Annotated in this window: 21 protein-coding genes; 5 read left to right on the top strand and 16 right to left on the bottom strand. The window is 50.9% G+C overall.

Annotation, left to right across the window (positions count from 1 at the left end; all coding sequences use genetic code 11):
• Nucleotides 1–60: 60 nt before the first annotated feature.
• The 4 genes from EG028_RS25960 to EG028_RS25945 all read right to left on the bottom strand — a co-directional run bounded on the left by EG028_RS25960 (nt 61) and on the right by EG028_RS25945 (nt 4,761).
• Nucleotides 61–2,562, bottom strand: a complete 2,502-nt coding sequence (locus EG028_RS25960; protein ID WP_120515965.1) for a DUF5686 and carboxypeptidase regulatory-like domain-containing protein — start codon at nt 2,560–2,562, stop codon at nt 61–63.
• A 71-nt stretch (nt 2,563–2,633) separates the two neighbouring features.
• Nucleotides 2,634–2,987: a hypothetical protein gene (locus EG028_RS25955; RefSeq protein ID WP_120515966.1), complete on the bottom strand. Its 354-nt coding sequence runs from the start codon at nt 2,985–2,987 to the stop codon at nt 2,634–2,636.
• 141 nt (nt 2,988–3,128) lie between these two features.
• Nucleotides 3,129–4,322, bottom strand: a complete 1,194-nt coding sequence (locus EG028_RS25950; RefSeq protein ID WP_120515967.1) for a trans-sulfuration enzyme family protein — start codon at nt 4,320–4,322, stop codon at nt 3,129–3,131.
• A gap of 19 nt (nt 4,323–4,341) precedes the next feature.
• A complete protein-coding gene (locus EG028_RS25945; protein WP_120515968.1) occupies nt 4,342–4,761 on the bottom strand; it encodes an OsmC family protein in 420 nt (139 codons plus the stop codon).
• A gap of 157 nt (nt 4,762–4,918) precedes the next feature.
• On the opposite strand from EG028_RS25945, the gene EG028_RS25940 reads away from it, so the two are divergent.
• Together EG028_RS25940 and EG028_RS25935 are read left to right on the top strand one after the other, a co-directional pair.
• On the top strand, nt 4,919–6,037 hold the full coding sequence (locus tag EG028_RS25940; protein ID WP_120515969.1) for a homoserine O-acetyltransferase family protein: 1,119 nt from the start codon (nt 4,919–4,921) through the stop codon (nt 6,035–6,037).
• Between the two features lie 365 nt (nt 6,038–6,402).
• Nucleotides 6,403–9,243, top strand: coding sequence for a TonB-dependent receptor (locus EG028_RS25935; protein WP_120515971.1), 2,841 nt, complete (start codon nt 6,403–6,405; stop codon nt 9,241–9,243).
• A gap of 95 nt (nt 9,244–9,338) precedes the next feature.
• Here EG028_RS25935 and ychF read toward each other — a convergent pair whose 3' ends face one another.
• A complete protein-coding gene (ychF, locus tag EG028_RS25930) occupies nt 9,339–10,442 on the bottom strand; it encodes a redox-regulated ATPase YchF (protein WP_120516030.1) in 1,104 nt (367 codons plus the stop codon).
• Nucleotides 10,443–10,592: 150 nt separating this feature from the next.
• Here ychF and EG028_RS25925 point away from each other — a divergent pair, with 150 nt between their 5' ends.
• A complete protein-coding gene (locus EG028_RS25925; protein WP_120515972.1) occupies nt 10,593–11,831 on the top strand; it encodes a nucleoside recognition domain-containing protein in 1,239 nt (412 codons plus the stop codon).
• A gap of 13 nt (nt 11,832–11,844) precedes the next feature.
• Complete coding sequence (locus tag EG028_RS25920; RefSeq protein ID WP_120515973.1) at nt 11,845–13,113, top strand: YeiH family protein; 1,269 nt, start codon at nt 11,845–11,847, stop codon at nt 13,111–13,113.
• Here the strand turns inward: EG028_RS25920 and EG028_RS25915 are convergent.
• Together EG028_RS25915 and EG028_RS25910 are read right to left on the bottom strand one after the other, a co-directional pair.
• Nucleotides 13,110–13,853, bottom strand: a complete 744-nt coding sequence (locus EG028_RS25915; protein WP_120515974.1) for an RloB family protein — start codon at nt 13,851–13,853, stop codon at nt 13,110–13,112. The two genes, EG028_RS25920 and EG028_RS25915, sit on opposite strands and share 4 nt — an antisense overlap.
• 27 nt (nt 13,854–13,880) lie before the next feature.
• Entirely contained in the window at nt 13,881–15,140 is a 1,260-nt protein-coding gene (locus EG028_RS25910) for an AAA family ATPase (protein ID WP_120515975.1), read from the bottom strand.
• Nucleotides 15,141–15,435: 295 nt separating this feature from the next.
• On the opposite strand from EG028_RS25910, the gene EG028_RS25905 reads away from it, so the two are divergent.
• Complete coding sequence (locus EG028_RS25905; protein ID WP_120515976.1) at nt 15,436–16,218, top strand: hypothetical protein; 783 nt, start codon at nt 15,436–15,438, stop codon at nt 16,216–16,218.
• Nucleotides 16,219–16,574: 356 nt separating this feature from the next.
• On the opposite strand, the gene EG028_RS25900 is transcribed toward EG028_RS25905, so the two are convergent.
• The 9 genes from EG028_RS25900 to EG028_RS25860 all read right to left on the bottom strand — a co-directional run bounded on the left by EG028_RS25900 (nt 16,575) and on the right by EG028_RS25860 (nt 25,229).
• Nucleotides 16,575–16,874: a thiamine-binding protein gene (locus EG028_RS25900; protein WP_120515977.1), complete on the bottom strand. Its 300-nt coding sequence runs from the start codon at nt 16,872–16,874 to the stop codon at nt 16,575–16,577.
• 3 nt (nt 16,875–16,877) lie between these two features.
• The gene (locus EG028_RS25895; protein ID WP_120515978.1) at nt 16,878–18,401 is read right to left on the bottom strand and encodes a carbon-nitrogen hydrolase family protein; all 1,524 of its coding nucleotides are present in this window, start codon (nt 18,399–18,401) and stop codon (nt 16,878–16,880) included.
• A gap of 53 nt (nt 18,402–18,454) precedes the next feature.
• Nucleotides 18,455–19,687 carry a glycosyltransferase gene (locus EG028_RS25890; protein ID WP_120515979.1) on the bottom strand — a complete coding sequence of 411 codons (1,233 nt, stop codon included), beginning with the start codon at nt 19,685–19,687 and terminating at the stop codon, nt 18,455–18,457.
• A gap of 11 nt (nt 19,688–19,698) precedes the next feature.
• Nucleotides 19,699–20,481: a class I SAM-dependent methyltransferase gene (locus EG028_RS25885; protein ID WP_120515980.1), complete on the bottom strand. Its 783-nt coding sequence runs from the start codon at nt 20,479–20,481 to the stop codon at nt 19,699–19,701.
• Nucleotides 20,478–21,617, bottom strand: coding sequence for a glycosyltransferase family 4 protein (locus tag EG028_RS25880; protein ID WP_241559083.1), 1,140 nt, complete (start codon nt 21,615–21,617; stop codon nt 20,478–20,480). The genes EG028_RS25885 and EG028_RS25880 overlap by 4 nt, the downstream gene beginning before the upstream one ends.
• 26 nt (nt 21,618–21,643) lie before the next feature.
• Complete coding sequence (locus EG028_RS25875) at nt 21,644–22,669, bottom strand: NAD-dependent epimerase/dehydratase family protein (RefSeq protein WP_120515982.1); 1,026 nt, start codon at nt 22,667–22,669, stop codon at nt 21,644–21,646.
• A gap of 12 nt (nt 22,670–22,681) precedes the next feature.
• On the bottom strand, nt 22,682–23,578 hold the full coding sequence (locus EG028_RS25870) for a glycosyltransferase family 2 protein (RefSeq protein ID WP_206614412.1): 897 nt from the start codon (nt 23,576–23,578) through the stop codon (nt 22,682–22,684).
• Nucleotides 23,579–23,633: 55 nt separating this feature from the next.
• Nucleotides 23,634–24,719 carry a sugar transferase gene (locus tag EG028_RS25865; RefSeq protein WP_206614413.1) on the bottom strand — a complete coding sequence of 362 codons (1,086 nt, stop codon included), beginning with the start codon at nt 24,717–24,719 and terminating at the stop codon, nt 23,634–23,636.
• A 123-nt stretch (nt 24,720–24,842) separates the two neighbouring features.
• On the bottom strand, nt 24,843–25,229 hold the full coding sequence (locus EG028_RS25860; RefSeq protein ID WP_120515984.1) for a response regulator: 387 nt from the start codon (nt 25,227–25,229) through the stop codon (nt 24,843–24,845).
• Nucleotides 25,230–25,277 lie beyond the last annotated feature (48 nt).

Here is a 25,277-nt window from a genome sequence, read left to right as displayed (position 1 = left end):
ACAAAAATGCCGGAGGTGGTTTATCCAACCCTTCCGGCATTTTGATTGAAGACGAGTTCCTTATTCGAACCTGAACGCACTGCCCAGCAGCCCGCCAAAACCCAGCCTTACACCGATACGCGTATCCGCCTGGCTTTGATAACCGGCCACTACATCCACCCGGAGCACTTTGAAGATATTCTCCAGGCCCGCAAACACCTCCACATAGTTATTGTCCCTGTTCACATAAAATGCATTAGAGCCAGCCACCAGGTGCCATTTCAGGCGGTTGAACAACGGGATGCGGTTGGTGAGCAAACCATTGAAGTGATGTTCCACATTCGCGGTGCCGTAAAGATTCGCGGTGGTGCTGTACTGGTAATACGGCGCCAGCTGGAAGCTGTTCAGGTAACGGATGTTCAGGAAAGTCTGGTTGCCGTTGAAGTGCTGCATATCGGGAATGCTCACTTTTTTATTGTTCAGGAAACCGCCTCCTGTGAAATGATAACGCAGCTCGCCGAACAGTTTGAAATTCATGTTGTCCGTTATGCCGATGTTCCATTTATCAAAGTCCGCATCCAGCAGGCCCTTGCGGTAGGACGCGGTGAAGGTCGGGTATTTGGAGCCCATGGCCACCTTGCGGTTCGGGTACTCGATAAAGCGCTGCCCTGGCTGGTAACTCAGGCTGCCGCCGATAGACAACACCTCTTCCCGGACGAACGGGATGTTTGCCAGCTCCTCCGGGTGATTGGGCGTAAAGGTTTTATCCGCGTTCTTGAACAATACAAAATCCGTGGTATTCTCCACCGGCCGGCGGTTTTCGTAAGTCACACCCAGGCCGAATGAAAAGGTGCTTTCAAAGTTGCGGTTGAAGTTCAGGCTGCCAAACCAGCTCTCATAGAGTTTCATATAATTCTCTTTCAGCAGCAGCGTGTACAACGAGTTCATAATTGGGCCGATAGGCTCACCTCTGTTGAATTGCGTGATACGTTTGCCGCCCGAAAGGTTCCATACGTTGCGCGTGCCGTACTCCCCTTCCCCGCTGCCGGCATAGACCAGTGACGTGTAGGCATTCAGGTGAGTATTGTTAAAACCGTAACGGATATTGTTATGCCAGCCCAGCGTCCTTTTATTGGGAAGGCTGAATACCACGCTGGGTGTGATATACAAAGAAACGCCTTCTACCGTGTTGTAACTCAGCCCCCTGATGAGCGAGCCCATATTAAAGCGGTGGGAGGAAATAGTGGAGTCGCTGTTCCGCTGGAAGTACCAGGTATGGCCCCATCCGCCGAACAGTATCGCGGTCGGTTTTACCGGCTGCGGTTTTGCCCTGAGCGAATCAAGATGATATTTCGATTTGGCGGAATCCCTGCGGGCCTGCGCGGTGCTGTCTTTCACCCTGAAATCCTTTTGCTCTTCCACTTCCAGCGGCACGGGGCGGATGCTGTCCCAGTAGTTGATCCCCCTGAACTCCGCGTTTTTTTCATACTTCATCACCACCTTGTTAAAATATCCTTTCGGGAAAACGGGGCTCAGGTTATAATTGGAATATACGTTCACGGAATTGGCCACGACATCGAAGCCGAAAAGTTTGGTGGCTACATACACTACCTGGTCCTTCGTACGCCACACATCCGCGTTCACCGGCACATGCGTCTGCCTGATCACCAGCGTGTCCAGCAGCTCCAGCTGGTATTCCTTGGTAAGCATCAGGTCCGTGCTGTGGATCCGCCAGTCATCTTCCGTAATAAAGATATACCCGGCGAATACCGGTTCATATTTGCGGCGGGGGATCACTTTTATTTTATTGACGAGTTTGTTGTCGTCCATAAAAGTGCCTTCCAGCCTGTATTTGTAATAGAACAATGCATTCTCCGATATGGGCGAGATAAAACCGCGCGGCCCCAGCTGGGAGGTTACGGCTTCCACATTGTTGTCATAAAAACTGATCATCATGGGAATGCTGAAACCCAGCCCTCCCCCGCTCTGCCTGCTGGAAAGCACATCCAGCTTCATATCCGGCGCTCGGTAGGATATTTTTGTAACGGATTCTGAAAGCGATACGATGCCTTTGCCGGTGGAATCCACGCCAATCTCTTCTTTATCGATCTTCTGGCCAAACACGCGTTTGGGCACGGACCGCAGCCTGGCGAGCATCTTGATGTAAGATTCCACGGTGTAATTCTTTACCTGCGACTGGTAAAAGGAACGTTTTTTTATCGCCTGGCGGATAATGGCGTAGGCAGGATCTTCCCCGCCGGATTTCACCACTACTTCTTTGATCTGCATACTGAGGGGTTGCAGCACGAAATTCAGCTCCTGCGTGGCGTCGCCGGCCCGTACGGTTTTTTCTTCCTTGCGGTAGCCCATGTACTGGCATACGATCACGTGGCTGCCCTGCGGTATATCAAGCTGGTAAGCGCCTTCGGCGTTGGCGGTGGTGCCCTGCGTGGTGCCTTTGATCATGACGGTGGCGAACGGCAGCGGCTCGCCTTTGTTGCTGGTAACGGTGCCCCGGATCAAAGCGGCATGGGCTGGTAAGACAAACAGGATTAAAATAGATAAGGGTAGATATTTGGTCATATGGTAAAAGTAACGGATACCTATAAACGTTATAGGCCCCCGGTGCCGTTTTAGGGCAATTTTAACATTGTTTATCTTGATCTTTTCGCCGGTCTTAAGACGCTGGCGGAAAGCGCGCTTACACCGCCTACGAGGCCTCCTATCACGCCTGTGATGAGGATCATGACCACGGGAAGGCCGGTTTTCAGGATGAGCTCGCTCATGCGGGCGGACAGGATATGTTCGTTCCGCACGTCTATTACCAGCGCCAGCGTGCCCCAGAGCAGGAATACCGCCAGGAAGCCGCTGCCAAAGGCGCGGCCGGGAGACTGCTGCCAGAAAAGCGCTACGATAAATGCCGCAAGGGAGATGCTCCACCAGTCCAGGAAGAGCCCGAGGATGTAACCGAGTATAATAGTGAGGATCAGAGCAAGTACAAAACGCATAAGCCCAATTAAAAAAGTGATGCAGGGTAATCAGGAAGAAAATTAAGGTATTCTTCGCAATTAACCCGCATCACTTCAGAAGAACACGGAGAATTATTGTTTCAGCCGTAGCTGGTTATCATTGTGTACGTTCCCGTCGTATTATTTGCTGTTTTCCAGCGCCTGCGTGATATCCCGGATGATATCGTCCACATGCTCCAGCCCTACGGAAATACGGATCAGGCCGGGCGTGATGCCTACCTTCACCCTTTCCGCCTCGCTCAGTTTGGCGTGGGTGGTGCTGGCCGGGTGGGAAGCGATGCTGCGGCTGTCCCCCAGGTTCGCCGTGAGGCTCAGCAGCTCCAGTTTATCCAGGAAACGCTGGCCTCTTTCCAATCCGCCTTTCAGCTCAAAACATACGATACCGCCGCCCGCCAGCATTTGTTTCTGCGCAATGGCATACTGCGGGTGGCTGGGCAGGAAGGGATATTTCACCCATTCCAGGTGGCCATTGGTTTCCAGTGCCTGCGCCAGCTTCAATGCGCTGGCGGAGTGGCGCTCCATGCGCACATGCAGGGTTTCCAGGCTGCGGCTCAGCACCCAGGCGTTGAAAGGGCTCATGCTGGGGCCGGTGCTGCGGCAAAAGGCATACACTTCGTCCACCAGTTCCTTGCGGCCCAATACGATGCCGCCGAGTACCCTGCCCTGGCCGTCTATCCACTTGGTGGCGGAATGCGTCACCAGGTCCACACCCAGTTCGATGGGCCGCTGCAATGCCGGGGTGGCAAAACAGTTGTCCACGTTCAGGATCACCTTGTGTTTTTTCGCGATCTGCGCCAGCACCTCCAGGTCCACCAGGTCCAGCCCGGGATTGGAAGGCGTTTCCACGAAGATCATTTTCGTATTGGGCTTTATCAGCGCCTCTACGGTCTCGGGTTTGGTGAGATCGAAATAACTATGTTCAATTCCCCATTTGGGCAGGAACTTGGTAATAACGGTGTGGGTGGAGCCGAATATGGAAGAAGAGCTTACCAGGTGGTCTCCCGTTTTGAGGAAAGCCATAAAACTGGCAAATACGGCGCTCATGCCCGAAGCGGTGGCAAAGCCGGCTTCGGCGCCTTCCAGCGCGCGCATACGGTCTATAAACTCTTCTACGGTAGGATTGCTGAAACGGGTGTAGATAAATGCGTCCGTTTCGTCCGCAAAGGCGGCGCGCATGGCTTCGGCATCGTCATAACAGAAACTCGATGTAAGGTACATCGGGCCACTGTGCTCCATGTGTGATGTTCTTTCCGATTGTATCCTGATGGCCTGCGTTTCCGCGTGCCACGTTGGCTTATTCTCTCTTTTCTTCATTGTATTATCTGGACTTGGATCAGGCGTTCAGTTTTACTTCCCAGGTCAGCTGGGTTTTGCCCTGGCGGAGCGTTTCGGCCACGGAGCAGTATTTGTTCATGGACAATTCCACGGCGCGGGCCGCTTTGTCCGGATCAATTTTGCCACTGAGATGAAAGATAATATGCGCTTTTTCCCAGAGGGAAGGCTCTTTGCCTTTTTCGCGCTCGGCTTCCACCTCAATGCGGAAGTCTGTGATCTCCTGGCGCTGTTTTTTCAGGATCATCACCACGTCTATGGCGGAGCAACCGCCCAGGCCCATCAGCAGCATCTGCATGGGGCGCACGCCGTTGTTCTTACCGCCGTTCTCCACGGAGGAATCCATTAATACCTTGTGGCCCTGTTCGTCCACCGCTTCCATGTTAAACCCGTCGTCTATACGTTTTAAAGCGATCTTCATATTTGGTGCTGATATTTTATACAAAATTAGGAGTAAACCCGACAAACAAAGATAATTCTTTACATGTAATAACATGCAGGTGACAAATGGAGTTCGTAAAAGCGGATAGGAAAATCGGGAGGGCTTTTGTAAGTTTGCGGAAATTATAGAGAGGACGTTGTCAGCACAGACCCATCATAACAACCAGCCATTTACACTGGAATCCGGGGAGGTTTTACCCGGCATCGACATTACATTTCATACTTACGGGACCCTGAACAAACATGCCGATAATGTGGTATGGATCTGTCATGCCCTCACCGCCAATTCAGACGTGGCGGACTGGTGGCAGGGGCTGGTGGGCGAAGGAAGAGTGATCGACCCCGCTAAATATTTTATTGTCTGCGCCAATATCCTCGGCTCCTGCTACGGCAGCTCGGGGCCGCTTTCCATCAACCGGGCGGCTCATTATCCCAAAAGGAAAAAAGGCGCCGTACTGAGCGAACTGCTGCCGGACTTCAATACCTCCGAACTGAACGACGAAGGTGATGACTCCTACGACGGGCAGCGCTGGTACCGCGATTTCCCACAGGTCACCATCCGCGACATCGTGCATGCGCACATGCTGCTCCGCAAACACCTTAATATAGACCACATCCACCTGCTGGTAGGCGGCTCCATGGGCGGCTACCAGGTGCTGGAATGGGCATTGACCGAGCCGGAACGTATCGGGCGGCTGTTCCTGCTCTGCACCGGGGCTGCCGAAAGCGCCTGGGGCATTGCGGTACATACTTCCCAAAGGCTGGCCATTGAGGCGGACAGCACATGGGAGCAACCCCGCAAAGACGCCGGCGCCGCCGGCCTCAAGGCTGCAAGGGCCATCGGGATGCTCACTTACCGCAACTACAAAACCTTTATGGCCACCCAGACGGACCCGGACAAGGAAAAAACCGACGGTTTCAAAGCATCCTCCTATATTGAATACCAGGGCGAAAAACTGGTGAAACGGTTCAATGCCCAAAGCTACTGGCTGCTCACCAAAGCCATGGACAGTCACAACATTGCCCGCGGCCGCCATGGGGACGTAGCCACCACCCTGCGCCAGATAGAACAGAAAACCCTGCTGATCGGCATCACCAGCGACATCCTCTGCCCTCCCGAAGAGCAGCTGCTGCTGGCACAACACATGCACAATACCCTGTACCACGAAATAGACTCCCCCTACGGCCATGATGGCTTCCTGATCGAATTTGAAAAGATCGGGCGCATACTGGCGGAATTCCTGGACAAGGCCTGACATTCCCGATGAAACACGGCATGACGTTCCCACTCGTCTTCCCTACGGCCACCGGTGAAGATCATGGTGGAAATACCAACCGGTTTGCAGCGGTTCCGGACCCATTCCCGGGCCTGCGCGCGCCCGCACTGAAAACCCTGATAGACAGGCCCTCCAACGCATCAAGTATTAACCTATTCTTTAATAGAAAAATTGTTGGTATTCTAAAAAATATGTAACTTCTCTCTATAATACAACTGATACCGTCATACCAATAACAACCAAAAACGCTTGTACCTTTTTTAGTCCTTTACAATCAATAATTAACTCAAATCCAGCATTAACTCAATCTAAGACTGCCGATCCTATCATCAAATTCTCACTTTATGAAATTAACTCGACAAAAGCATCGTTGGCTCATTGTAGTGCTCCTGCTGCTTGGACATTTAACCTATGGTCAGACCCAGCACACCATTTCCGGAACTGTAGTAAACGCAACCACCAGCCAGGCCCTGCCGGGCGTAACGGTGTCTGTGAAAGGCGCAGCCACGGGAGCGGTTACCAACAACAACGGTGAATTCACTGTCAAGACCACCAGATCCCTGCCTGTCACCCTCGTGTTCACTTATGTAGGTTTCAAAACGCAGGAAATAAGCGTACAGGACGCTTCCGCCAGCGTGAATATACAACTGGCCTCCACCGAGATCCTTGGCCAGGAAGTAGTTGTATCCGCCAGCCGCGTGGCGGAAAGCATCATGGAATCCCCCGTGTCCATCGAAAAGCTGAGCACCAGGGCCATCAAAGAAACCCCCACCCTCAGCTTCTACGACGCCATTACGAACTTCAAAGGCGTGGAAAGCAGTGTGCAAAGCCTCACTTTCCGCTCCATCACCACCCGCGGCTTCAATGCCAATGGTAATACCCGCTTCAACCAGTTCATAGACGGTATGGACAACCAGGCCCCCGGCCTCAACTTCTCCGTGGGCAACATCGTGGGTATCTCCGACCTGGATGTGGAAAGCGTGGAACTGCTGCCCGGCGCTTCTTCCGCGCTGTATGGCGCGGGTGGCATCAACGGTACGCTGCTGATGACCAGCAAAAACCCTTACGACTACCAGGGCCTCAGCCTCCAGCTGAAAGCCGCTATGAATAATGTAGGCCCCTCCGCACGTGGCTCTTCCGGCTTTATCCCCGAGATCAACGCGCGGTATGCCAAGTCCTTCGGCAAGTTCGCCTTTAAAGTGACCGTGGGTTACCTCCAGGCAAACGACTGGTGGGCCGCGGACTCCACGAACTTCGACAGGCTGAACCTCACCAAAAAGAACGGCTTCAACCACGGCTCCGACCCGAACTACGACGGCGTAAACGTTTATGGTGACGAGATCAACGCCAATATGCGCTCCGTGGCCAACTCGGCCGTGGCTGTAGGCACCAATGCCTTCATTCAGCAGTTCACCGCAACGGCGGGCAGGGCCCCAACCCCGGCTGAGATACTGAATTTCCAGACCACCAATCCCAACGTAAGACCCTTCTTCCTGGGCCTGCAGGGTGGCATTATCCCGAACCAGAGCGTATCCCGCACCGGCTACCGCGAGTCGGACCTCGTGGATTACGATACCAAAAGCCTCCGTACCGGCGCGGCTTTCCATTACCGCTTCAATTCAGAGCTGGAAGCCATCGTACAGGGCAACTGGGGCATGGGCACCAGCGTGTATACCGGCACAGACCGTTATTCCCTCCGCAACTTCAACCTCGGGCAATATAAACTGGAACTGAAAGGCAAGAACTTCTTCCTGCGCGGCTATACCACGCAGGAACGCTCCGGCGAAGCCTACAACGCCACGGCGCTGGCTTCCCTGATCAATGAAGGCTGGAAACCCAGCACCGCCTGGTTCCCGCAGTATGTGGGTAATTATGTTGGCGCAAGAGGTGCCGGCCTGGATGATGCAGCAGCTCATGCCGCCGCCAGAAATGCAGCGGATGTAGGCCGTTTTACACCGGGCTCCCCGCAGTTCCAGACCGCAAAGGATACCATCTCCAATAAATACATTGGCGTGGGAGCCGGCAAAAACGGCGCCCGCTTTGACGATAAAACCAATCTTTACCACTACGAGGGCATGTACAACTTCAGCCATCTCGTGAAGATATTCGAATTGCAGGCCGGCGCGTCTTACCGCCGCTACGATCTGAACTCCGGCGGCACCATCTTTGACGACGCCAACCGCGATATCAAAATAGACGAATACGGCGCGTTCCTCCAGGTGGGCAAAAAGCTGGTGAAAGACCGCATCAAACTGACGGCCTCCATGCGTTTTGACAAGAATGAAAACTTCGAGGGCCGCTTCACACCCCGTTTCACCGGCGTGTTCACCGTTGCGAAAGACAACAACATCCGTCTCTCCTACCAGACCGGCTTCCGCAACCCCACCACGCAGAACCAGTACATTGACCTGGAAGTAAGGGCAAATACCCGCCAGATAGGCGGCCTGCCCGAACTGCTGAACAAATACAACCTGAACACCAATAAAGGATATACACAGGCCAGCGTACAGCGTTTCCAGCAGACCGGCAATCCTGCTGACCTGAAACAATACACGCCCACCGAGTTCAAACCGGAAAAGGTACAGGCGTATGAGATCGGTTACCGTGGCCTGATTAAGAACAGGCTGCTGATCGACGCGTATTATTATTACAACAGTTACAAAGACTTCATCAATACGATCGTGCTGATACAAAGCCCTGACGGAACGCCCGCCGGCCTTGCCGCCCCGAGGATATTCTCCACCGTGGACAACAACCCCGAGCAGGTAGTTACACAGGGCTGGGCGCTGGGCCTGGATTATGTAGTGAACACCTGGAACATCAGCGGCAACGTGTCTTATAACGATATGACCAAGCAGCCCGTGAGCCTGTACAACGACTTCAATACCCCGAAATACCGTGTGAACCTCGGTTTCGGCAACAGGAACGTGTACAAGAACCTTGGTTTTAATATCAGCTACCGCTGGCAGGACAGCTACCAGTGGAATTCCACCTTCGCCGTGGGAGACATCCCCGCCTTCAGCACGCTGGACGCGCAGATCAGCTACAGGGTACCTACCGCCAAAGCCACTATCAAGCTCGGCGGTTCCAACCTGCTGAACCACTATTACAACACCTCCTACGGCAACCCGATGATAGGCGGTATTTATTACATCAGTCTTACTTTTGACGAGCTTTTACGATAGCCGTCTCTTTGCCATAATATATAATAGCGAAGGCCCCGGTTTTACACCGGGGCCTTCTATTTTGTTGTAACCCTCATGATTGCTCATGGGTATCTTTACACGTTAAAACGGAAGTGCATCACATCACCATCGTTTACCACGTACTCCTTTCCTTCAATACGCAGGCGGCCGTTGTCGCGGGCACCTGCTTCGGAGCCATATTTTACATAATCATCATAAGCGATCACTTCCGCTTTGATGAATCCTTTTTCAAAATCGGTATGGATCACGCTGGCGGCCTGCGGGGCTTTCCAGCCTTTGTGGATGGTCCAGGCGCGTACTTCCTGGACACCTGCGGTGAAGTAGGTGATCAGGTCCAGCAGTTTGTAGGCGGAGCGGATCAGGCGGTGCAGGCCCGGCTCTGTGAGGCCGTATTCGGAGAAGAACAGTTCTTTGTCCGCGGGATCTTCCAGTTCGGATATCTGCGCTTCAATGGAGTTGTTCATCACGATCACCTCAGCTCTTTCGGCCTTCACGGCTTCTTCCAGCGCTTTGGAGTATTTGTTGCCCGTGTGCAGGGACGCTTCGTCCACGTTCGCTACATACAGCACGGGTTTGGACGTGAGCAGGAAGAGGTCCGCGATAGCGGTTTCTTCTTCTTTCGCCAGACCCAGTTCGCGGATATTTTTACCTTTTTCGAGGTGTTCCTTGCAGCGTTTCAGCACTTCAAACTCGGCTTTGGCTTTGGGATCGCCGCCGGTTTTAGCCATCTTTTCGGTACGGGCTATTTTCTTTTCCACGCTTTCCAGGTCCTTCAGCTGCAGTTCCGTATCAATGATCTCCTTGTCGCTTACGGGATTGATGTCCCCTTCGTCGCGGAGGATATTTTCGTCTTCAAAACAGCGGATCACATGCACAATGGCGTCCACCTCGCGGATGTTGCCAAGGAACTTGTTACCCAGCCCGTCTCCCTTGCTGGCGCCCTTTACGAGGCCGGCAATGTCCACGAACTCGATGACAGTAGGCACGGTCCGGTTGGGCTTCACCAGCTCTTCAAGCTTGGAAATACGCTCATCCGGTACGTCCACCAGGCCTACGTTCGGTTCTATCGTACAAAAGCGGTAGTTACTTGCTTCCGCTTTCGCGCTGTTGGAAACCGCATTAAACAAAGTGGACTTTCCTACATTGGGTAATCCTACAATTCCTGCTTGCAAAGCCATTTCTTCAAAAATTTGCGCAAAGATAATGAAAGTATAGGGAAAATGGGAATGACAGATCATGAATGTTTAGAGGGAATTACAGGTAAGAATTTTTCTTTATTGATATTACGAATTGCGTATTTTGGCTCATTATTTCAATCAACACGCATTATGGCTTTAAACTACGTCTGGATCGGCTTCTTTGTGATCTCATTCCTTGTAGCCCTGGGACAGCTGATATTTTTCGGCAATACGGAGATCTTCGGGAAGATGATCACCAGCCTGTTCGAAAGCGGTAAAAGCAGCGCGGAACTGGCCATCGGCCTCACCGGTACCATGACCTTCTGGCTCGGCATCATGAAGGTGGGCGAAAGGGCAGGTATGATCGAAATGTTCGCCCGGTTCGTGAACCCCCTGTTCTCGAAACTTTTCCCCGGCATCCCTAAAAAAGACCCGGCCATGGGCAGCATCGTGCTGAACTTCTCCGCGAACGCCCTCGGGCTGGACAATGCGGCCACCCCCATGGGCCTCAAAGCCATGAAAGAGCTCCAGGACCTGAACCCGCAGAAAGATACCGCCACCAATGCCCAGATCATGTTCCTGGTGCTGAATACGGCCGGCATCACCATCATTCCCACTTCAGTGATGGCCCTGCGCCTCTCCGCGGGCTCTGCAAACCCGGCGGACATCTTCATCCCCACCATGATCGGCACCTTTATTTCCTTTATATCCGGCATGATCGCGGTGGCCATGTACCAGCGCATCAACCTGTTCCGCCTCCCCGTATTTGTATTTATCGGCGGATTCCTGGCCATCCTGTACGGGTTTTATACCTGGATGAAAGACATGCCTCCTCAGCAGATCGCCACAAACACGGCGATGGTGGGCGGTTTGCTCATCTTTACCGTGATCGTTTCGTTCCTGCTGCTGGGCCTGAAAAAAAAGATCAATGTCTACGAAGCCTTTATAGACGGGGCTAAAGAAGGTTTTACCACCGTGGTGATGATCATTCCTTACCTCGTGGCCATCATCGTAGGCATCGCGATATTCCGCACCACCGGCTGTATGGACTTCATCAACAACGGTATCGGCGCGTTCTTCGGCTGGCTGGGCTTTAACACGGACTTTGTACCCGCATTGCCCGTTGGTATCATGAAAATATTCAGCGGCGGCGGCGCCAGGGCCATTATGGCGGAGCTGATGCTGCCGCAGAACTACGGCCCGGATTCGTTCGTGGGCCGCCTGGCCTGCATTTTACAAGGATCCACCGAGACAACCTTTTACATCCTGGCCGTATATTTCGGCTCCGTGAATATCAAAAAGACACGTTATGCGCTGACCTGCGGCCTGATTGCGGATTTCGTGGGAATTGTAGCCGCGATCATTATAGGATATATTTTCTTCCACTAACCATTAAAACAAGATGACTACTCAGAAAAAACCATTGCACGAAGACTGGATCGCCGTGATCCTCGCGTTTACCGCCATTTTGCTGATATGCCTGGGCCTGCGCCCTTCCATGCCCAAATTCGACTGGAACAACGGGGACTCCCTCGTTGCCAAACTCACAGACCTCTCCAATCTCGGTAAAATGGGCAGCCTGTACCTGTGGGTGCTGGGCGCGCTGATTATTGCGTTCCTGCTGGGTGGCAAAAAGATCACTTTCCAGCTGGCAACCGGCCTGCTGGCCATCATGGCCATTTCCATGTTCGCGCAGGTGATCACGGGCAATGCCTGGGTGAAAGACCTTGGTATCGAGATCGTATTGTTCAGCCTGCTGCTGGGCCTTTTTATCAGCAATGTGCTGGGGGTGCCCGCCTGGCTGAGGGCGGTGCTGCAAACGGAACTGTTTATCAAAACCGGCCTGGTATTACTCGGCTCGGGCATTATATTCCAGGAACTGGTGAAAGGCGGGGGCCTCGGCGTGCTGCAATCCGTAGTGGTGGTATTCACCGTTTGGTATTTTACTTTCTGGCTGTGCAAACAATTTAAACTGGACGATGAGTTCAGGATGATGATCTCCAGCGCGGTGTCCATCTGCGGCGTATCCGCTGCCATAGCCACTTCCGGGGCTATCGAAGGGGATAATAAAAAACTCTCGCATGTGATCTCGCTGGTGCTGATCGTGGCTATTCCCATGATGATCTTTATGCCTTACGTGGCAAGATGGATGAACATGCCCCCTGAAGTAGCGGGCGCATGGCTGGGCGGCACGATAGATACTTCCGGCGCGGTAGTGGCGGCTGGCACCATGCTGGGTGAAGAAGCGCTGAAATACGCGACGCTGGTGAAGTTTTCGCAGAACGTATTATTGGGTATCGCCGCTTTCCTGATCTCCGTGTGGTGGACGTATTCCAAAAAAGAAACCAACCAGCCCAAACCAGGCCTGCGCACCATCTGGGACCGTTTCCCGAAGTTTGTACTGGGTTTTATCCTGGTGTCGCTGTTGTTCTCTTTTGTATTGTCGCCGGCTTTTGTAAAAGAAATAAAAGGCAATATCAAAGACCTGCAAACCTGTTTCTTCGCGATCGCCTTTGCCTGCATTGGCCTTGAAACGAAGTTCACAGACATTTTTAAGATGGAAAACGGGCGCCCGGCCATGGCTTTTATCATAGCGCAGGTGTTTAATATCCTCGTTACGCTGGGCATGGCTTATCTCGTGTTTGGAGGGCTGTTTGGCGGGGAATCCTAAATAGCAATAATTTCCTTTACCAGGTGATGGACGAGCGTGCAGGGATTACGCATATGAAAGGGCACTGCATTGGCAAATTGTGCTTCCAATTCTTCGGCACGTGTAATAGCTGCTGATGTATTGTTTTTTAACAAGGGCAGTATATGCTTTAAAAAGTGACTGCGTTTTTTAAAACTGTTTTTATAATTAAAGTGAATATTTCCGGTAATAGCATCCAGTTCCTCAGTTCGGGGTGTTATTACCTTGAATATTTCAGTTAAACGGCCATAAATATAATTTCTGTGAAGCCTTTGCCGTGCAGGCATATCTTCAAAATGGAGTAGTATCCATAATTCAAACGCGTCGTTACTCCAGGCCACATGTAAGCCCGTTTGTTGGGCAGTTTGAATAGAGTAATCAAATTCAAGATGATCCTCATCGCTAATGTTCTCCCATTGTTCGGATTCTAAATCCCGGTCATACACACACCAGATATGCTCAGTAATGCCATCTATCAGCCGATAACAATTCGCATCAAAAGCAACAAGCCCATCCGCTTTACATTTTTGGAGGGCATTTAGTATATTCAGCTTTCCTTGTTTCTGATTAGGGATAGCATTTACTTTTATCTTGTCATTCGAGAACGAACGGAAATACAGGGGTTCGCTATTGTCATCTTCACAGAAAATTATAAATGTTTCCAAACTATCTTCTTGCCTCTCATCGTCCACTTTAATATCCCAGGGGTCTACGTGAGCCATTGTTTTGTATAAAGTTGAGGTAAAGGATTATTGATCGGTATCTTCCAGGTAATTCCCGAGTTGTGGTAATGCTCCGTAGAATCCGGCCAGATATTGCCTGGCGAAATCAGCGTTATTCCTGATTCCTTTAAGGTCGGAAAGCGAATATAGGTGGGTTTCTTCAAAAATGGTTTTTTCAGTAAAATAGAATTGATCTCTTCTCATATAATCCGGGCTCATCAGGTTAGTATCGTGACTAGTGAACAAAAGCTGGGCATTGGCTTTGTTAACATCACTATTCTGGAAAAGGCTGATCAGTTTTCTTAATAGGGATGGATGAAAGTTACTATCTATTTCATCTGAAATGAAAATTCCTCCTTTTTCAAATATGCTGTGTAAATGACCAATATATGAGTAAAATTTTTGTGTCCCGGCGGATTCCTCTCCGTCCAGGCTCATGCTGGCTTTCCCTGCTATTTCACCCTTATCGTTATAACGATTCTTAGTAAAATAAACCATTTCCGCCCAAGAGCTTTTATCGGAGCCGATTTTTCTTATGTTCACATCATCATACATTAGGCCTGCTTCTTTCATCCATTGGAGAATAACCTCTTTCCTGCCACTTGAAATCAACGCATTAGTAGATCGACGCAGGTTGCTGTGATCAAAAAACCTTGAAGTTGGAGGACCTATCAAAAAATCCCCATCGATTGAAACGTTATTTACAATATATTCTTTGATCATTCGGGTAATCTCGCCGTCATAAGCCGCACAAAAACTCAAGAACAATGCATCGTCTCTTAACTTATCATATGGAAGCGATAATCCTTCTTTGAATCTGTCAGGATTTGATGTAACCCCTTTTTCATCTCTTTTGAAATAATAGGTTTCATTTTTCTCAGCGGGGCCAAACAACCATTCAGTTTGAATATTCCATTGATCATCCAGCGTAAACCCATATCGGAACCGATTTCCGCCAATTAAAAGCATGATCTGGAAATAACCGAAATTTTCATTCCCATCCCCGGAAAGTTTAAAGGGATTCGTCCCAAACATAGCAAGCCTATCAGATTCCAGTGAACTGGCAACCATCTCCTTTAAAAAAGACAACCCCTTTATTAAATTAGATTTTCCACTTGCGTTGGCTCCGTATACACCGACAATTTTTAGAAACTTACTCTTACCTTCAGTTATAATATTCTCCTCATCCACACTTTTCTCTTCCGAAACAAGCCCTGTAGCTTTAAAGCTTAAAGTTTGAACTTTGTTAAACGAATGGAAGTTAGCAAGACTAAATTCAATTAACATAACACGCTGTTTTACAAGTTATTTTCGCAGAACATCTATCCAAAACTAGGCATATTTTTCTTCTAATTGCAGAAAAAGTGCAAATTTTACCTTTTTAAACGAATTCATCTCTTTGGAAATTCCTTTTTTCGATAATATCCAAACCCCGTCGAATGCCCTTTCGTTAACTTCTAAAGTCAGTATATGCGGCATTGAATAAATTCCAACGACGGTCGAACAGCCCTTAGATAACCGTCATCTGCCCTCTCCGTGCCATTCCCGGCGATCCCGTACATTCATGGAAAAACATTGAATTATGGGAAAACAAACAGGTTTATTACAATTTACAGGCCGGCTCGGGAACGTGATCGGCTACCGGCGCAACGGGGAGTATTTCCTGCGCAGCGCGCCGGAAGAAGTACGGCAGACGCCCGCAACCCGCAGGGCTTCGCGCGCCTTCGGCATCGCCAGCAGGAAAGCAAGGCTCATCCGTGAAGCCATCGTGCCGCACCTGGACGTAAGGCACAACAGTTCGCTGGTGAACCGGCTGAACAAAACAGTGATGCTGGCGGGGAAACAATTCCTTCCCGCCATAGAAGGCTTCCGGTTCAATGCACACGCGGGCCTGGAAAAACTGCTGCCCGTTCCACCCGTATTTACGCAGGACGGTGTATTGCGCATCCCCCCGCAAACCCCGGACAAACCCGGGAAAGCAACACACCTTGAAATCAGCGTGATCACCTCAAGGATCAGTTTTGAAGAACGGAAGGTAGAAGAAACGGACGTTTCCGGGGAGATCATTGATCTCGATCAGCCTTTTGAAGGGCTGGAGCTGGGGTTTTCCGCTCCGGCGAAAGGCGTATTGCTGGTAACGCTCCAGGTGCGGGCGTGTACAATGGTTAATGGCAAACTATATCCTTCGGGCGACCGGCGGTATATAGCGGCGGACATTGTGGCGGTGATTCCCGCGCCTGCCGCCTCTGCCGGCGTTGTCCGCGGTAAAAGGATCATACGGATCAATCAGCGGGCCGTTCGCCGGGTATCAGTTCCGTCGCATTATCACAGGCAGCAGACCGGTTATTACTGCCAGCGTGAATAAACCCTTTTCTTCCGCCGCCCTCCTTCTCACTGTTTTTAATTTACCTGGTGCGGCACCGCGCCGGGGAAACCTGTGCCCGCTCCTCAACGATCCGCTCTTTTCCTTGCCTACGCTGCCTTTCAGCGCCTTCATTTCCTTCTCACATCACTGTCTTTTACCTGGTATGCTACACATTTCCTGTCATTTTACCACTTCGGACACCCCTTCTGCCCGCCCCCGCAACAAGTCCTGATCAACTCCACCTCACCAGCGCATATCCTGTATCAATCATATAGTTACACTATATCTTCCAGACTACTATAAAAGAAGGCTGCCTCACAGGAGACAGCCTTCTGCTTTAAAGAATGTTCATACCCTCACCCGTCGTACTTCCCGGTCTTATCCTCTATCGTTACCGGACCGGCCGAATTGTTCTGGATCTTGATATACACGAGCAGCTGCCCCGCTCCTGCTTTAAAACATACTTCCTGCGTACGTTTTACGATATCCATCAGCAGGTCATACGGGCCTTCCATGACGGTTTCGAAGGGGCAGACGCGGTATTTCACGCCGGATTGCTGAATTACGGCAATAGCTTCGTCTACTACGGCGTATACCTGCTCTGAGGGCACCTGCGGCAGTATCTGCAACGCCAGGTTAATGTTGTGTTGATGCATGGCTTATTTTTTCTTCGTCGTTACTTCATACAGATCTGTGCGAAGATCTTTCAGGTTTTGCACACTTCCAAATGCGTGCAGTTCTTTCAGCAGCACCAGGTCCACGTCCGCCACCACGATCATTTCCGTATTGGGTGTGGCATCCGCCTTTATGCCCGTTACCGGGAATGCAAAATCCGAAGGCGTGAGCACGGCGCTTTGCGCATATTGAAGGTCCATGTTCGTAACACGGGGAAGATTGCCTACACAGCCCGCAATGGCCACATAACATTCATTTTCCACGGCCCTTGCCTGCGCGCAGAAACGCACCCGGTTATAGCCGTTTTGCGTATCCGTGAGGAAAGGCACAAAGATGATCTGAACGCCCTGCTGCGCCATGATGCGGCCCAGCTCGGGGAACTCGATATCATAACAGATCTGTATCCCGATCTTCCCGCAATCCGTATCGAACACTTTTACTTCATTCCCTCCTTTCATGCCCCAGGCGTACACTTCGCTGGGTGTGGGATGTATCTTTTTGTACGATTCCCAGGTGCCGTCCCTGCGGCAGAGGTAGGATATATTGTACAACTGTTCATCCACCACGATCGGCATAGTGCCGGAGATGATGTTCACATTATAACTCACCGCAAAACGCGAGAATTCTTCCCGCAACTGTTCCGTGTATTTCGCGAGGCCCCTGATGGCTGCGCCCGGCTGAAGTTCGTTGAACTCCATCATGATGGGCGCGTTAAAAAACTCGGGGAACACCACAAAATCCGCTTCATAATCGCTCACCGCATCCACAAAAAACTCCACCTGCTGCAGGAGGCCCTTCATACCGCTGTAGGTACGCATCTGCCACTGCACCAGCCCGATGCGGACGGTGGATTTGTTGTACCGGATGGTATCGCGGTCTTTTTCGTAATAGATATTGAACCACTGCAATAACGTGGCAAAACCCTTGGAGGCGGCGTCGTTCGGCAGGTAATTGCGAAGGATCTTTTTAACGATAAAGTCGTTGCTGAACTGGAAAGTGAGCGTGGGGTCGTAGATCTCCTTGTCCCGCACCTTTTCGATGTAAATACGGGGGCTCATCTGGTCCGCATACTTCTCGTAATTGGGAATACGGCCGCCGGCTACAATACCCTCCAGGTTGAGGTTTTCGCACAATGCTTTCCTTGCGTCGTACAGCCGGCGGGCAAGGCGTTTGCCGCGGTATTCCGGGTTCACGAACACTTCTATGCCGTACAGCGTGTCTCCTTTAGGGTTGTGGGTGTTGAAGGTGTAATACCCGGTGATCTGCTCGTAGGTATGATCGTCCCCGAATTTCTCGTAATCCACGATAATGGCGAGGGCGCAGCCTACCACTTTCCCGTTTACGGTGACGGCTATCTGGCCGTCCGGGAAGAGGCTGATCAGCTTTTGAATGGTGCCTTCGCGCCAGTAACTCCCCTGCATGTCCTGGTAGGCGGACACCATCGATTCTTTAAGGTCCAGGTAATCCTCCGCCGTGAGCAGGCGCACTTCTACTGTTTCTTCTGCCATACTGTATAATTTACAATTAGCAAAAGTTAACTAAAAAACTGAAAACTAAGTTATTAAATCTTGGGCAGGGGTTGTTTATTGAGTATATCCTCGATGTACAGCACTTTGTTATTCTCCGTTTGCAGGAAGGATTTGCTGGCGGCTTTGATCTTTAGCAAGGCTTTTACCTGCCGCAATACAAAGAATGGCAGATAAAAAAGAGAGCTGAATATCTTTTTCTCCCGCTGCATGAGCAATACGATCAGGAAAAATGATACGACAAATGTAAGCACCACACCCAGCCAGAAACCCGTCATCGCCAGGGAAATAAACACATTGACCGCTGCCAGGAAAAATGCGGCGGCGAGCAGGATGAACAAAGGCGGGCGCAGCAGGTTGATGCCGAAATAAACAAGGTTGAAGCTGGGTCTTCCAAGGCCGGTGGCCAGCACATCCCAGCCGTATTTGAAGTATTTGAAATAAGCGTTGATCCAGCGGGTGCGTTGTTTTTCCAGTGCGGCTCCGTTATCGATCTTTTCATCATATACCATCGCTTCAGGGGCATAAGCCAGCAGGGGTATTTTTTTTACGATATCCGCCTGTATCTTTTTGTCGAAGCCGCCGAGGAAATGCTGGTAAATGATCTCCCTGTACAGGCTGGTTTCCATGGCAATGCCCAGCCCCCATATATTGGAGGAAAGCCCCAGCTCCTTGCGCATCAGGCGGTCGGAGAAGTTGTTGTACAGGTTACCGGCGGCGTCGAGGCGGGCGTAGAGGGTATCGGTGTTTTTGGGCTGGAGGTTTGTCTGCACAGCCCTGTGGCCCTGGTTAAAATAATGATTGAGCACGGACAGGTAATCCGGATGCGCCAGGTTGTCCGAATCAAATATCACCAATACATCGTGCGGCTGGATAAAGTTGTTGATGGCAAAGTCTATGGACCTGATCTTGGCATTGAGGCGGGTAGTGGGACGCAGCAGTTTTACCTTTGGGTGGTCGTAGGTAAGCGGTTCATCTTCACAGGCGTCCGCCACAATATAGATCACATAGTTGTCATAGTGTTGTTTCAGCAGCGAATCCACCAGCGGAGGCACCAGCGAGAGGCTTTTATGCGCCGTGATAATCGCGGCAAAGCTGCGCGGCGTTCCTTCCTGGATGGCCGCGGCATTCACTTCAGGCTTACTGAGGCCCAGCACTTTTTTGATCGCATAAACGACCAGCAGCAAGGTAGGTTGCAGCAGGTAAAAGGCAATCACTGCCTGGAGTATCACAAACAGTACATACAGTACTTGCAGTAAGGTATTCATATACTAAAGATTCAAACGGTACCCGGCTGGTCAGCCTTTTTCCATGCGGTAAAAAATCCGCCTGTAAATCGGTCGGGCAGCAGGTCCGCCAGTTTGCAATCCAGTTTCTGAAAGAAGGAAATACGTTTGGCCAGGATGGAAAAAGGAAATACGTCTTCCACGAAATTCGCCTTGCCAAAACGCACGATCCTGAAATGATTTTCAGTGGAGAGTTTTTCCAGGTCTTTTTTGCTGAAGAACTGCACATGGTCCAGGTTGTCCGCGGCGGACTGAACGGTGGTGCCGCTGTAGCCCAGCAGTTTTTTGGTGCGCAGCAGCAGTTTCCACATCCAGTTGTTTTTACTCCTGATCTTCAACACCGGCCTTGTCACCAGCATTTCACGGGGGCCCTGCCCGTTGGGCACGGTCACGATCAGCTGGCCATCGGCTTTGAGCGACTGGTACAATGTTTTCAGCAGGGCCGAGGGATTGTCCAGGTGCTCCAGCACTTCGCTGCAGATCACCGCATCATACTGATTGCCCTGTGCTACCAGGTTCTCCGCACTGATCACGTCAAATTTTACATTCGGCAGATCATTCAGGCTACGCGCGGTCTGGATCGTTTTATCGCTTACATCTATGCCCAGCACATTGTAGCCCAGGCGGCCGAGGTGACGGCTGATAACGCCGTTTCCACAGCCCACGTCCAGCACTACACCTTCCGGGGGTATTTTCCCTTCCAGTGAGCCGGATATGAAATCGAGGCGTTTCCTGTCTGCGATCCTGTTATATTCGTAGGTGATCGGTGTTGTCATGATTGTACACTTAATTGCGAAATAAGCCGCTTCCCTTCGGTACGGAATACGTCTTCATATATTTGTTCCACCTGGCGCGTCATAAACTCCACGCTGTAATGCTCCTGCACCGTAGCGCGGGCCGCGGTGGCCAGGCGGTTGCGGAGCGTGCCGTCCGCCGCCAGTTCCAGTATAGTACCGGCCAGCATGGCCTCATTTTTTGCTTCCGTCATGCAGCCGTTCTCCCGGTCGCGGATGATCTCTTTGGAGCCGTCCACATTTGTTACGATCACGGCATTGTGCATGGCCATAGCTTCCAGGAGGCCGATAGGCATGCCTTCCCAAAGCGAGGGCAGGCAATAGATATCAGTGGCGTGCAACAGGTCCGGCACATCCTGGCGGAAGGGCTGGAATACAATACGATGGGCAATGCCCAGCCGTTCGGCGAGCTGCCGCGCTTCCGCCTGCAACTCTCCTTCCCCTACCATCAGCAGGGTGATATCTTCCCGTTGCGCGGCTGCTTTGGCAAAACCGCTGATCATCGTCAGCGGGTCCTTTTGCGCCGTCATGCGGGCTACAAAACCGATCAGTATATGACTGGCCGGGATATCCAGTTTCTGCCGGATGTTTTTATACGCGTTGGCCGGGCTGAATTTCTGCAGATCGATCCCGTTGTTGATCACGGTGGACCTGAAATTGCGGAAATGTTCCCTGCCCGTCTCGAAATTGGAGGCGCTTACGGAGATATTACGCTGCATATTGGCCGTCAGGAACTGTTCGGACAATACGCGGAGGCGTTTTACAAACAATGACTGGTCATTATGAAATGACCAGCCATGTATAGTGTAAAGCAGAGGAATCTTTTGTTTACGGGCGGGGAAAAACAGGTTGCTGGCCGCTCTTGAACCGTGCGCGTGCACGATGTCTATGTTTTTTTCAGCCAGCAGGCTGCCGATCTTTTTCCATTGCCGCAGGTCGAACGCTTTCAGCGTGGGGATCACATAGTGCTCCACCCCTGCTTCGCGCAATTGATCTATCATGGGGCCGTCTGTAAACGACAGCACCACGGGCTCAAACCTTGAACGGTCCAGCTGGCCTGTGAGGCTCAGCACATGGGTTTCACCGCCGCCGATCAATCCCTGGCGGATGGTTTGCAAAACGCGTATTTTCCCTGTTCCGGACATTATACGTTTGTTGCAACAGTGGCTTCAACTTTGGGAGCCCAGCCCTGCGGCAGTTTTTCGTTTATTTCAATGTTATCAAACTCTTTGCTCTGCCTTGCGCCTACTCTCTGCGCCCAGGTTGCCATACGGGCAATGCCTTCGGCGAGCGTCACACCGGAGCCTTCGCCAAACACGCCGTGCGCCTTGCTATGGTCGGAGTAAGCGTGCATCACTTCGTTCCTCGCTTCCAGGTAATTGATATCCGGGGTCACACCGAAGTTCGCACATACTACTTTCGCCAGTTCATTCACCGTATAAGGCTTATCCGCACCGATGTTGAACACCTGGTTGTAAGCGCCTTCGATGTTAACAGATTGCGCGATCGGGATAGCCACATCATCGATATAGCTGAAAGCGCGTGTCTGCTCGCCGTCTCCGAATACTGTCAGTTGTTTACCCTGCATGATCTGGTTCATAAATATGCCGATCACGTTGCGGTATTTGTCGCCGATGTTCTGATTTTCACCATACACATTGTGCGGCCTGAACACTACGTAGTTGAGCCCGAACATTTCATGCGCGGCCTTGAGATCCAGCTCCACAGCGTATTTGGATACACCGTACGGATCTTCCGGCGTCGGGATCATATCTTCCCGCATGGGCAGCTGCCCTGCGCCATATACGGCAATAGAAGAAGTGAACACAAAACATTTCACCTTATGTTTCACCGATTCGTTGATCAGGTTGATGCTGCCGATCAGGTTATTGTTATAGTTGAACCGGCGGATGAAGTGAGACAGGCCTTCTGCCGCATAGGCAGCCAGGTGATATACATAATCGAATTTATATTCGGCAAACAGGCCGGCTACCAGTTGTTCGTCCGTTACAGAACCTTGTACGAACACTGCGCCCGCGGGAATGTGGTCTTCAAAACCTCCGCTCAGATCGTCCAGCACCACCACCTCGTGGCCCATTTGCAAACAATGGTTCACAACATGGGAACCGATAAATCCGGCGCCGCCGGTAACGAGAGATCTTATCTTCATGATTGTTATTTTTTAAACGGGGGAATAGCTTGATTGGGTTACATTCCAGAATGTCCCTCTGAGAAACGATTTCAGATGCTCAAACTGTCCTTTTAAAGTATAGCGTAAAACTGATTTCGGGAAAGTGAGAAATGTAAAGAACAACAGGAACCCGGTCAGCTGTAGCTTGTTCGTGTTCCTTCTCATATACAGTATACGGTTGCGCGTGTGATAATATACTTTCACGGCGCTTTCTTTGCCCATGGTAATGGATTCCTTATGGAAAATGAGCCCTTTACCGTTGTAGTATATTTTATAGCCGGCGCGGATGATCCTGGCGGACCAGTCGGATTCTTCGTAGTAGATAAAGAACTTGTCGGCAAACATTCCAACTTTTTCGATCACTTCCTTTTTTACCATCATCGCGGCTCCGTGTGCACAATGGGTGGGGCCTTCGCCGTCGTGTTGTCCGTTATCTTCTTCCTTGCTGCCTACCGCCCATGTTCTCCCGGTGAGCAGGTTCATTTTATGAAACCCTGCATACTGGATGATATTCGGGTTGTGGAAGAAGCGGATCTTGGGGCATACCACACCAATGGTGGCATCCTCATAAAATGGCTCCAGCAGCCGTTCTATCAGGTCAGGGGTTACTTCCGTATCATTATTGACAATGAAAATAAAATCACCTTTGGCATGTTTCATACCGAGGTTGTTGCCACCGGTAAAGCCGAGGTTCTTATCGCTGAGGATGATCTTCAGGTTCGGGTAATTCCCTGCATTCAGCGCTTCGGTAGGGTTTACCTTGGAGCCGTTATCCACTATAATTGTTTCAAAGTTCCGGTAGGTTAACAATTTGGTGGATTCCAGAAATTCGCACGTAACAGCCGTTTGGTTATAATTCAATGCAATAACCGATACCAGTGGTTGCAAGTGTGGTTCCATTTTAAAATTCAGTAGTGTTCAGTGGTTAGTAAAAATATCCAGTCTATACGTTCTCCTTTTGAATCAATGCGCCCGGTGTGTTCGCCAGTATGCGCATATCGTAAAAGAATGAGTTTTTCTTTGCGTAATCTATATCCAGCCCGATCCTTTCATCCACGCTCATATCTTTTTTTCCTCTCTTTTTCACCTGCCAGAGGCCGGTGATGCCCGCCGGGGCTATAAACCGTTCAGCGTATTTGTCCGTTGTAAGCGAGGCTGCCTCATACAGGGGCAAGGGCCTGTTGCCCACCAGCGACATATCCCCTTTCAGCACATTGATCAGCTGGGGTATTTCGTCCAGGCTGGTCTTCCTCAGGAAAGCGCCGATCTTCGTTACTCTCGGATCATTGTTGAGCTTGAAGAATACGGGGCCGTTGTTCTCATCTTTTTTATCGTACTGGTTCAGGTGCTCCAGGTCTTTTACACGTTTGTCCGCATCGGCCACCATGGTCCTGAACTTATAGAAACTGAATACCTGGTAACGTTTACCGGCACGGGGCGCCACGTAAAATATGGAGCCTTTCGATTCCAGCCTTACAGCGGCGGCCACCAGCAGGAACAGGGGGCTTAGCGCCAGTAACAGGCCGCTGGACACGCAGATGTCAAAAGCGCGTTTGGCCACTTTACTGCTTACCTGCAGGCTGTCCCTGATGTATTCACGCTTGCGGGCCTCTTCGGCTGCCGCCAGCTGTTTTATCTTTCTTGCGAATTGTAATATGGCGTTGAATGATTCGTAAGTGGTCGCGGCAGTGAGTATACCGTCTATCCCCCCGGTTGCGGCCAGTTTGTCCCTACCGGCTTTGTCCAGTGTATTTTTGTACACGAACATCGGTACGGCGCTCAGGGCACTGCTCTGCCGCACATAATCCATGAACGGCTTGAACAAACCCGGCTGTTCGTCCAGGTTGAACACAATGCATCCCGGAAGATCGGCGGAGCGGGCCTTTGAAGGCAGCACCCGTTTGATGCCGGTAAAATCATCAGTAGTTATGATCAGTGCATCGGTCTTGTACAAAATATGATCATACGCGTCGCTTCTGCCAATGGATAAGTTGAAAAAAACGCTGGTGGCTGCTGGGAGTGTAACCATACGGGGCCTCGACATTTCCTTCATTTCTTTCGTAACAGGCAAGCTTTCTGACAAATTGTAAATCATAGTTTTCAGGGCTTTACAAATTCGGCAATAAGAATATTGTGTATTCGGTCAAAAGCATTAAGCAGTAATGGCAACGGCGCTGCCAGCCATCTGCATACTTTTGTCAACTATTGACATCAGATTTACGGGGTCAAACGGTTTCCTGATAAAATTTGCGATTTTATAGGCTGCACCTTCTCTGGGAGCTTCCGTGCCGGATAATACGATCACAGGTACGTCGCTATACAGTTCATTACTGTTCAGATGTTCGATGAGTTCCCATCCGTCTATATTCGGCATATGAATATCTGTAATGATCAGATCCGGTTTGTTCCCTTTCGCCAGCCACAACATCGCACTGTACCCGTCCTTCGCAGACACCACTTTGTGTTTCTTGCTCAGGAAAGTCTCCAACAAAAACCGGATCGGTTCGCTATCGTCTATTATAAGTACTGTTTTTTTCATTTGAACTTTTTAACGTTAACCACAAATCTGCCTCCTGAAACAACAAGA

The organism is Chitinophaga barathri (assembly GCF_003807585.1).
GTDB lineage: Bacteria > Bacteroidota > Bacteroidia > Chitinophagales > Chitinophagaceae > Chitinophaga > Chitinophaga barathri.
This window is presented reverse-complemented; position numbering and strand designations above follow the sequence as displayed.

Coding starts and splice junctions, on each gene's coding strand:
- ychF (WP_120516030.1), bottom strand. CDS start 10,442: ATGGCTTTGCAAGCAGGAATTGTAGGATTACCCAATGTAGGAAAGTCC.
- EG028_RS25945 (WP_120515968.1), bottom strand. CDS start 4,761: ATGAAGATCGCTTTAAAACGTATAGACGACGGGTTTAACATGGAAGCG.
- EG028_RS25915 (WP_120515974.1), bottom strand. CDS start 13,853: ATGGCTCACGTAGACCCCTGGGATATTAAAGTGGACGATGAGAGGCAA.
- EG028_RS25895 (WP_120515978.1), bottom strand. CDS start 18,401: ATGGCAGAAGAAACAGTAGAAGTGCGCCTGCTCACGGCGGAGGATTAC.
- EG028_RS25955 (WP_120515966.1), bottom strand. CDS start 2,987: ATGCGTTTTGTACTTGCTCTGATCCTCACTATTATACTCGGTTACATC.
- EG028_RS25935 (WP_120515971.1), top strand. CDS start 6,403: ATGAAATTAACTCGACAAAAGCATCGTTGGCTCATTGTAGTGCTCCTG.
- EG028_RS25865 (WP_206614413.1), bottom strand. CDS start 24,719: ATGGTTACACTCCCAGCAGCCACCAGCGTTTTTTTCAACTTATCCATT.
- EG028_RS25925 (WP_120515972.1), top strand. CDS start 10,593: ATGGCTTTAAACTACGTCTGGATCGGCTTCTTTGTGATCTCATTCCTT.
- EG028_RS25905 (WP_120515976.1), top strand. CDS start 15,436: ATGGGAAAACAAACAGGTTTATTACAATTTACAGGCCGGCTCGGGAAC.
- EG028_RS25950 (WP_120515967.1), bottom strand. CDS start 4,322: ATGAAGAAAAGAGAGAATAAGCCAACGTGGCACGCGGAAACGCAGGCC.
- EG028_RS25885 (WP_120515980.1), bottom strand. CDS start 20,481: ATGACAACACCGATCACCTACGAATATAACAGGATCGCAGACAGGAAA.
- EG028_RS25960 (WP_120515965.1), bottom strand. CDS start 2,562: ATGACCAAATATCTACCCTTATCTATTTTAATCCTGTTTGTCTTACCA.
- EG028_RS25890 (WP_120515979.1), bottom strand. CDS start 19,687: ATGAATACCTTACTGCAAGTACTGTATGTACTGTTTGTGATACTCCAG.
- EG028_RS25875 (WP_120515982.1), bottom strand. CDS start 22,669: ATGAAGATAAGATCTCTCGTTACCGGCGGCGCCGGATTTATCGGTTCC.
- EG028_RS25860 (WP_120515984.1), bottom strand. CDS start 25,229: ATGAAAAAAACAGTACTTATAATAGACGATAGCGAACCGATCCGGTTT.
- EG028_RS25920 (WP_120515973.1), top strand. CDS start 11,845: ATGACTACTCAGAAAAAACCATTGCACGAAGACTGGATCGCCGTGATC.
- EG028_RS25910 (WP_120515975.1), bottom strand. CDS start 15,140: ATGTTAATTGAATTTAGTCTTGCTAACTTCCATTCGTTTAACAAAGTT.
- EG028_RS25900 (WP_120515977.1), bottom strand. CDS start 16,874: ATGCATCAACACAACATTAACCTGGCGTTGCAGATACTGCCGCAGGTG.